At 61.9% G+C, this 9247-nt stretch carries 5 protein-coding genes; all 5 read left to right on the top strand.

Annotation, left to right across the window (positions count from 1 at the left end):
* The first annotated feature begins 12 nt into the window (after positions 1-12).
* The 5 genes from rpoC (at position 13) to tuf (ending at position 8837) form a co-directional block, all read left to right on the top strand.
* Positions 13-4236, top strand: coding sequence for a DNA-directed RNA polymerase subunit beta' (gene rpoC / locus ACVOLS_RS06005; protein WP_481510397.1), 4224 nt, complete (start codon positions 13-15; stop codon positions 4234-4236).
* A gap of 229 nt (positions 4237-4465) precedes the next feature.
* Entirely contained in the window at positions 4466-4840 is a 375-nt protein-coding gene (gene rpsL / locus ACVOLS_RS06000; protein WP_004145320.1) for a 30S ribosomal protein S12, read from the top strand.
* Positions 4841-4850: 10 nt separating this feature from the next.
* Positions 4851-5318 carry a 30S ribosomal protein S7 gene (gene rpsG / locus ACVOLS_RS05995; protein ID WP_057630019.1) on the top strand — a complete coding sequence of 156 codons (468 nt, stop codon included), beginning with the start codon at positions 4851-4853 and terminating at the stop codon, positions 5316-5318.
* Between the two features lie 136 nt (positions 5319-5454).
* Positions 5455-7596: an elongation factor G gene (fusA, locus tag ACVOLS_RS05990; RefSeq protein WP_481544866.1), complete on the top strand. Its 2142-nt coding sequence runs from the start codon at positions 5455-5457 to the stop codon at positions 7594-7596.
* Positions 7597-7646: 50 nt separating this feature from the next.
* Entirely contained in the window at positions 7647-8837 is a 1191-nt protein-coding gene (gene tuf / locus ACVOLS_RS05985; protein WP_481544865.1) for an elongation factor Tu, read from the top strand.
* Positions 8838-9247: the final 410 nt, after the last annotated feature.

The raw sequence follows: 9247 nt of genomic DNA, 5'->3' as shown, positions 1-9247 counted from the left end.
TCGGAGAACACCATGAAAGACCTGCTCAACCTCTTCAACCAGCAGCGCCAGACGCTGGACTTCGACGCGATCAAGATCGCGCTGGCCTCGCCGGACCTGATCCGTTCGTGGTCCTTCGGCGAAGTGAAGAAGCCGGAAACCATCAACTACCGTACCTTCAAGCCGGAACGTGACGGCCTGTTCTGCGCCGCCATCTTCGGACCGGTCAAGGACTACGAGTGCCTGTGCGGCAAGTACAAGCGCATGAAGCACCGCGGCGTCGTCTGCGAAAAGTGCGGCACCGAAGTCACCCTGGCCAAGGTGCGCCGCGAGCGCATGGGCCACATCGACCTGGCATCGCCGGTCGCGCACATCTGGTTCCTCAAGTCGCTGCCGTCGCGCATCGGCCTGATGCTGGACATGACCCTGCGTGACATCGAGCGCGTGCTGTACTTCGAAGCCTACGTGGTGACCGAGCCGGGCCTGACCGCCCTGGAGCGCCGCCAGCTGCTGACCGAAGAACAGTACCTGCAGGCCCGCCAGGAACACGGCGACGACTTCGACGCCGCCATGGGCGCCGAGGCCGTCTACGAACTGCTGCGCACCATCGACCTGCAGGCCGAAATGGTCCGCCTGCGCGAGGAAATCGCCTCGACCGGTTCGGAAACCAAGCTCAAGCGTCTGACCAAGCGCATCAAGCTGGTCGAAGCCTTCCTCGAGTCGGGCAACCGCCCGGAGTGGATGGTGATGACCGTGCTGCCGGTGCTGCCGCCGGACCTGCGTCCGCTGGTGCCGCTGGACGGTGGCCGCTTCGCGACCTCGGATCTGAACGATCTGTACCGCCGCGTCATCAACCGTAACAACCGCCTGCGCCGCCTGCTGGAGCTGAACGCTCCGGACATCATCGTGCGCAACGAAAAGCGCATGCTGCAGGAGTCGGTTGACGCCCTGTTGGACAACGGCCGTCGCGGCCGTGCCATCACCGGCACCAACAAGCGCCCGCTCAAGTCGCTGGCCGACATGATCAAGGGCAAGCAGGGTCGTTTCCGTCAGAACCTGCTGGGCAAGCGCGTCGATTATTCGGGCCGTTCGGTGATCACCGTGGGTCCGTACCTGAAGCTGCACCAGTGCGGCCTGCCGAAGAAGATGGCGCTTGAGCTGTTCAAGCCGTTCGTGTTCGCCAAGCTGCAGCGTCGTGGCCTGGCCACCACCATCAAGGCTGCCAAGAAGCTGGTCGAGCGCGAAGAAGGCGAAGTCTGGGACGTCCTGGAAGAAGTCATCCGCGAACATCCGGTGCTGCTGAACCGTGCGCCGACCCTGCACCGTCTGGGCATCCAGGCGTTCGAACCGCTGTTGATCGAAGGCAAGGCCATCCAGCTGCATCCGCTGGTCTGTACCGCATTCAACGCCGACTTCGACGGTGACCAGATGGCCGTCCACGTGCCGCTCTCGCTGGAAGCCCAGCTGGAAGCGCGTGCGCTGATGATGTCCACCAACAACATCCTGTCGCCGGCCAACGGCGAGCCGATCATCGTGCCGTCGCAGGACGTCGTGTTGGGCCTGTACTACATGGCGCGCTCGCTGGTGAACAAGCAGGGCGAGGGCATGGTGTTCGCGAACACCGACGAAGTGAAGCGTGCCTACGACAACCGTCTGGTTGAGCTGCACGCCCGCGTCAAGGTGCGCATCGTGCAGGTCGAGCGTGACGAAGACGGCAACAAGGTCAAGAAGACCTCGATCGTCGACACCACCGTCGGCCGTGCGCTGCTGAGCGAGATCATGCCGGAAGGCCTGCCGTTCGAGCTGTGCAACACCGAGATGACCAAGAAGAACATCTCGCGCCTGATCAACCAGAGCTACCGTCTGCTGGGTCTGAAGGACACCGTGGTGTTCGCCGACAAGCTGATGTACACCGGCTATGCCTACGCAACCCGCGCTGGCGTCTCGATCGGCATCGACGACATGCTGATCCCGGACGAGAAGAAGGGCATCCTCGGCGAAGCCGAAGCCGAAGTGCTGGAAATCCAGGAGCAGTACCAGTCCGGTCTGGTCACCGCTGGCGAGCGCTACAACAAGGTGGTCGACATCTGGTCGCGCACCAATGAGCGCATCGCCAAGGCGATGATGGAAACCATCGGTACCGAGAAGGTCGTGGGCAGCGACGGTGAGATGGTCGACCAGAAGTCGATGAACTCGCTGTACATCATGGCCGACTCCGGTGCGCGTGGTAGCCAGGCGCAGATCCGTCAGCTGGCCGGTATGCGTGGCCTGATGGCGCGTCCGGACGGCTCGATCATCGAGACGCCCATCAAGGCGAACTTCCGTGAAGGCCTGAACGTGCAGGAGTACTTCAACTCCACCCACGGTGCCCGTAAGGGTCTGGCCGATACCGCGTTGAAGACGGCGAACTCGGGTTACCTGACCCGTCGTCTGGTCGACGTGGCGCAGGACGTGGTGATCACCGAGGTCGATTGCGGTACCTCCGAAGGCCTGACCATGATTCCGATCGTGGAAGGCGGCGACGTGGTTGAGCCGTTGAAGGACCGCGTGCTGGGTCGCGTCGTGGCCGAGGACGTGTTCCTGCCGGGCAACGACGAAGATCCGATCGTGACCCGCAACACCGTGCTCGACGAGCAGTGGGTGAACAAGCTGGAAGAAGCCGGCGTGCAGACCATCAAGGTCCGCTCGACCATCACCTGCGCCTCGTCCTTCGGTGTCTGCAGCCTGTGCTACGGCCGCGATCTGGCCCGTGGCCACATCGTCAACATCGGTGAAGCGGTCGGCGTCATCGCCGCACAGTCGATCGGTGAGCCGGGTACCCAGCTGACCATGCGTACGTTCCACATCGGTGGTGCGGCATCGCGTGCGGCTGCGGTCGACAACATCACCGTCAAGACCACCGGTTCGGTGAAGTTCTCCAACCTGAAGCACGTCGAGCAGACCAGCGGTTCGCTGGTTGCGGTCTCGCGCTCGGGTGAAATCTCCGTGCTCGACCCGCATGGTCGTGAGCGTGAGCGTTACAAGCTGCCCTACGGTGCCAGCATTGGCGTCAAGGACGGTGCGGAAATCAAGGCTGGCCAGACCGTGGCCAACTGGGATCCGCATAACCACCCGATCGTGTCGGAAGTGGCTGGTTTCGTGCGCTTCATCGACTTCATCGATGGCGTGACCGTGATCGAGAAGACCGACGAATTGACCGGTCTGGCCTCGCGCGAAATCACCGATCCGAAGCGTCGTGGCTCGCAGGCCAAGGATCTGCGTCCGCTGGTCCGCATCGTCGATGGCAAGGGCAATGACCTGACCATCCCGGGCACCGACCTGCCGGCACAGTACCTGCTGCCGCCGCGCTCGATCGTCAACCTGCAGGATGGCGCGCCGGTAGGCGTGGGCGACGTGGTTGCCAAGATCCCGCAGGAAGCCTCGAAGACCCGCGACATCACCGGTGGTCTGCCGCGCGTTGCCGACTTGTTCGAAGCCCGCAAGCCGAAGGACCCGGCGATCCTGGCCGAGCGTTCGGGTATCATCAGCTTCGGCAAGGACACCAAGGGCAAGCAGCGCCTGATCATCAAGGACACCGATGGTTCGGAGCACGAAGAGCTGATTCCGAAGTACCGTCAGATCATCGTGTTCGAAGGTGAGCACGTGACCCGCGGTGAAACCGTGGTGGACGGCGAGCCGAGCCCGCAGGACATCCTGCGCCTGAAGGGCGTGGAAGAACTGGCCCGTTACCTGGTCAAGGAAATCCAGGACGTTTACCGCCTGCAGGGCGTGAAGATCAACGACAAGCACATTGAAGTGATCTCGCGTCAGATGCTGCGCAAGGTGGAAATCGTTGACCAGGGCAGCAGCAAGTTCCTCAATGGCGAGCAGGCCGAGCGCCAGCGCGTGATCGAGGAGAACGCCAAGCTGATCGCCCGTAACGAGCTGCCGGCACGTTTCGAGCCGGTGCTGCTGGGTATCACCAAGGCATCGCTGGCCACCGAGTCGTTCATCTCGGCGGCTTCGTTCCAGGAAACCACCCGCGTGCTGACCGAGGCTGCCGTGCGCGGTACCTCCGATGGTCTGCGCGGTCTGAAGGAAAACGTGATCGTCGGCCGCCTGATTCCGGCGGGTACCGGCCTTGCGTACCACGCCCAGCGCCGTCGTAACGCGTCGGGTCTGACCGATTCGGAAATCGCAACCCTGGCCGGTCCGGCCGTGGTCGCTGAACCGGCGGTCGTGGCACCGGAAGCTGAACCGGCGACTGGTGAAGAGTAAGTAGTTTGATCGGCCGGTCCGTTCGCGGACCGGCAGTTCGACCTGAACGGGGAATACGGAGATACCCCTGTAACGGCTCTGGATCAGGGCTGGCTTGGCATGGGCTTGTTTGACTGGGCTCTTGACAAGTTGCTACAATCGTCTGTCTCAGCAGGCCAAAATTTTGGCCTGCTTTACAATTTCCGCATCCTGGCCGTTTTTTGGCGGCCCCAATCAGAAGAACCTACTGATGGCGACGATCAACCAGCTGGTACGCAAGCCGCGTCAAGCTACCACCTACAAGAGTGCCTCGCCGGCGCTCGACAAGTGCCCGCAGCGCCGTGGCGTCTGCACGCGCGTGTACACCACCACTCCGAAGAAGCCGAACTCGGCTCTGCGCAAGGTTGCAAAGGTTCGCCTGACCAACCAGGAAGAAGTGATTTCCTACATCGGTGGTGAAGGCCACAACCTGCAGGAGCACTCCGTGGTCCTGATCCGCGGCGGTCGCGTCAAGGATCTGCCGGGTGTGCGTTACCACACCGTCCGTGGCTCGCTCGATGCCGCCGGCGTTGCCAAGCGTCGTCAGGCGCGTTCCAAGTACGGCGCAAAGCGTCCGAAGGCCTGAGGAATAAGACATGTCACGTAAAGGTAATACTCCCCAGCGTTCGGTTCTGCCGGATCCGAAGCACAAGAGCGAAACCATTGCCCGCTTCATCAACATGGTCATGTTGAGCGGCAAGAAGTCCGTTGCTGAAAAGATCGTCTATGGCGCCATGGACGTGATCAGCGAAAAGAACCCGAACGCAATCGAGCTGGTGCAGAAGGCACTGGACAACGTTGCGCCGGGCGTGGAAGTGAAGTCGCGTCGCGTCGGTGGTGCCACCTATCAGGTGCCGGTCGAAGTGCGCGCTTCGCGCAAGATGGCCCTGGCCATGCGTTGGCTGATCGACTCGGCGCGTAAGCGCGGCGAGAACACCATGCCGCGCAAGCTGGCTGCTGAACTGCTGGACGCTTCGGAAAACCGTGGCGGCGCCATCAAGAAGCGCGAAGAAACCCACCGTATGGCGGAAGCGAACAAGGCCTTCGCTCACTACCGCTGGTGAGTTGTGGGGGCCTTGGAAACAGGGCCCCTGGCACCCATGTTGGTGCTGCCTGTAGCGCTTTGAGCGCTGCTTAAATCCGAAGGCCGCCGCAAGGCGGCGTTCGGCCATCCGAATTCCAAGAAATTGAGAGGCTCCCGTGGCCCGCACCACTCCTATCGAGCGTTACCGTAACTTCGGCATCATGGCCCACATCGATGCCGGCAAGACCACCACGTCCGAGCGCATCCTGTTCTACACCGGCAAGAGCCACAAGCTCGGTGAAGTGCATGACGGCGCCGCCACCATGGACTGGATGGAGCAGGAGCAGGAACGTGGCATCACGATCCAGTCCGCTGCTACCACCGCGTTCTGGAAGGGCATGGACAAGTCCCTGCCGGAGCACCGTTTCAACATCATCGACACCCCCGGGCACGTTGACTTCACCATCGAAGTCGAGCGCTCCCTGCGCGTGCTCGACGGCGCGGTGTTCGTGCTGTGCGCCGTTGGTGGCGTGCAGCCGCAGTCCGAGACCGTGTGGCGCCAGGCCAACAAGTACCAGGTCCCGCGCATCGCGTTCGTCAACAAGATGGACCGTACCGGTGCCAACTTCCTGAAGGTTCGTGACCAGCTGAAGGCCAAGCTCGGCGCTGTCGCCGTGCCGATGCAGCTGCCGATCGGTGCCGAAGAAGGCTTCAAGGGCGTGGTCGATCTGCTGAAGATGAAGGCCATCCATTGGGATGAGGCTTCGCAGGGCATGAAGTTCGAGTACGGCGAAATCCCGGCTGATCTGCAGGCGGCGGCTGAAGAAGCCCGCACCTTCATGATCGAGACCGCGGCTGAAGCCAGCGAAGAGCTGATGGAAAAGTACCTGGGCGGCGAAGAGCTGGACGAGGCCGAGATCATCAACGCGCTGCGTACCCGTACGCTGGCCGTTGAAATCGTGCCGATGTTCTGCGGTTCGGCGTTCAAGAACAAGGGCGTGCAGGCCATGCTGGACGGCGTGATCCAGCTGCTGCCGTCGCCGGTTGACGTGCCTGACGTGAAGGGCACCGACGTCGACGACGACACCATCGAGATGACCCGCAAGTCGGACGACAAGGCTCCGTTCTCGTCGCTGGCGTTCAAGATCATCACCGATCCGTTCGTTGGCGCGCTGACCTTCTTCCGTGTCTACTCGGGCACCCTGAACGGTGGCGACACCGTGCTGAACTCGGTGAAGAACAAGAAGGAGCGCATCGGCCGCATCCTGCAGATGCACTCGAACAACCGCGAGGAAATCAAGGAAGTTCTGGCTGGTGACATCGCTGCTGCCGTGGGTCTGAAGGACACCACCACCGGTGACACGCTGTGCTCGCTCGAAGCACCGATCGTGCTTGAGCGCATGGTGTTCCCGGAGCCGGTGATCTCGATGGCCGTCGAGCCGAAGACCAAGTCGGACCAGGAAAAGATGGGTCTGGCACTGGGCCGTCTGGCACAGGAAGATCCGTCGTTCCGCGTCAAGACCGACGAAGAATCCGGCCAGACCATCATCTCCGGCATGGGCGAGCTGCACCTGGACATCATCGTTGACCGCCTCAAGCGCGAGTTCAACGTTGAAGCCAACGTCGGCAAGCCGCAGGTTGCCTACCGCGAAACCATCCAGATGGCCGACGTCAAGTCGGATTACAAGCACGCCAAGCAGTCCGGTGGTAAGGGTCAGTACGGTCACGTCGTGATCGAGCTGTCGCCGATCACCGCTGAGGACCGTGCCGATCCGAAGCTGTCTGCGGCGATCAAGGATGACTTCCTGTTCATCAACGACATCACCGGCGGCGTGATCCCGAAGGAATTCATTCCTTCCGTGGAAAAGGGCCTGCGCGAAACCATCACCAGCGGTCCGCTGGCTGGCTTCCCGGTGGTGGACGTCAAGGTCAAGCTGGTGTTCGGCTCGTACCATGACGTTGACTCCTCGGAAATGGCGTTCAAGCTCGCCTCGTCGATGGCCTTCAAGCAGGGCTTCGCCAAGGCCAAGCCGGTTCTGCTGGAGCCGATCATGAAGGTCGAGATCGTGACCCCGGAAGACTATCAGGGTGACGTGATGGGCGACGTAAGCCGTCGTCGTGGCGTTCTGCAGGGTTCGGGCACCACCGGTGACGGCTCGGCCAGCATCATCAATGCGATGATCCCGCTGGGCGAAATGTTCGGTTACGCCACCGCGCTGCGTTCGCAGACCCAGGGTCGCGCAACCTTCACGATGGAATTCGACCATTACGAGCCGGCGCCGAACAACATCGCCGAAACCGTCATCAAGAAGGGCTGAGTCTCAGACTCAGCCTCTCCTTCCAAGTCTTAGCTAATTAAGGAACAACAATGTCCAAGAGTAAGTTCGAGCGCACCAAGCCGCACGTCAACGTCGGCACCATCGGCCACGTCGATCATGGCAAGACCACCCTGACCGCAGCACTGACCAAGATCGGTGCAGAGCGCTTCGGCGGCGAGTTCAAGGATTACTCCTCGATCGATGCCGCACCGGAAGAAAAGGCACGTGGTATCACGATCTCGACCGCACACGTCGAGTACGAATCCGCTTCGCGTCACTATGCCCACGTGGATTGCCCGGGCCATGCTGACTACGTCAAGAACATGATCACCGGTGCTGCCCAGATGGACGGCGCGATCCTGGTCTGTTCGGCTGCTGACGGCCCGATGCCGCAGACCCGCGAGCACATCCTGCTGTCGCGTCAGGTCGGCGTGCCGTACATCGTCGTGTTCCTGAACAAGGCCGACATGGTTGACGATGCCGAGCTGCTGGAACTGGTCGAAATGGAAGTCCGCGAGCTGCTGAGCAAGTACGACTTCCCGGGCGACGACACCCCGATCGTGCACGGTTCGGCTCGTATGGCGCTGGAAGGCGACCAGAGCGACATCGGCGTGCCGGCCATCCTGAAGCTGGTCGATGCACTGGATAGCTGGATCCCGACCCCGGAGCGTGACGTCGACAAGCCGTTCCTGATGCCGGTGGAAGACGTGTTCTCGATCTCGGGCCGCGGCACCGTGGTGACCGGTCGTATCGAGCGCGGCGTGATCAAGGTCGGCGAAGAAATCGAAATCGTCGGTATCCGTCCGGTCCAGAAGACCACCGTCACCGGCGTGGAAATGTTCCGCAAGCTGCTGGACCAGGGTCAGGCAGGTGACAACGCCGGTCTGCTGCTGCGCGGCACCAAGCGTGACGACGTCGAGCGTGGCCAGGTTCTGGCCAAGCCGGGTTCGATCAAGCCGCACACCCAGTTCGAAGCCGAAGTCTACGTTCTGTCGAAGGACGAAGGCGGCCGTCACACCCCGTTCTTCAAGGGTTACCGTCCGCAGTTCTACTTCCGTACCACCGACATCACCGGTGCGGTTGAGCTGCCGGAAGGCGTCGAGATGGTGATGCCGGGCGACAACGTGAAGATGGTTGTCACCCTGATCAACCCGGTGGCAATGGACGAAGGTCTGCGCTTCGCAATCCGCGAAGGTGGCCGTACCGTCGGCGCCGGCGTGGTCGCAAAGATCGTTGCCTAATAGCGCCGCGCTTCCTCGCGAAGCAAGGTGTTGAAGAAGGGCGGCCTCCGGGCCGCCCTTTTTTTGTTTGTTTTGTGGGCGGGGTGGGGCCGTAGTTGGGGCTTCGTGCGGCGTTTCTGTTTGACGCTTGTGGCTGACGCTTCAGAGGCTGGGAGGTTTCGGCGGTAAAAGCTTCATGGGTCACGAGCTTTGACGGATCGAGGCTTCAATTGGCTAAAAAGCCAGAAGCTGGAAGTCGGGGGTCAAAAGCAAAAAGTCAAAAGCTTCCCCTCACCCCAACCCCTCTCCCGCGTGCGGGAGAGGGGCTAGGATTGCGTGCGCTCGTAGTGCATTGGCAGTCGACGCATTGCGAGCCCCTCTCCCGTTTACGGGAGAGGGGGTGGGGTGAGGGCGACTTTTCGCGGAAAGCT

Source organism: Stenotrophomonas sp. STEN038 (genome assembly GCF_056759895.1).
This window is presented reverse-complemented; position numbering and strand designations above follow the sequence as displayed.

Coding starts and splice junctions, on each gene's coding strand:
- rpsL (WP_004145320.1), top strand. CDS start 4,466: ATGGCGACGATCAACCAGCTGGTACGCAAGCCGCGTCAAGCTACCACC.
- rpoC (WP_481510397.1), top strand. CDS start 13: ATGAAAGACCTGCTCAACCTCTTCAACCAGCAGCGCCAGACGCTGGAC.
- rpsG (WP_057630019.1), top strand. CDS start 4,851: ATGTCACGTAAAGGTAATACTCCCCAGCGTTCGGTTCTGCCGGATCCG.
- tuf (WP_481544865.1), top strand. CDS start 7,647: ATGTCCAAGAGTAAGTTCGAGCGCACCAAGCCGCACGTCAACGTCGGC.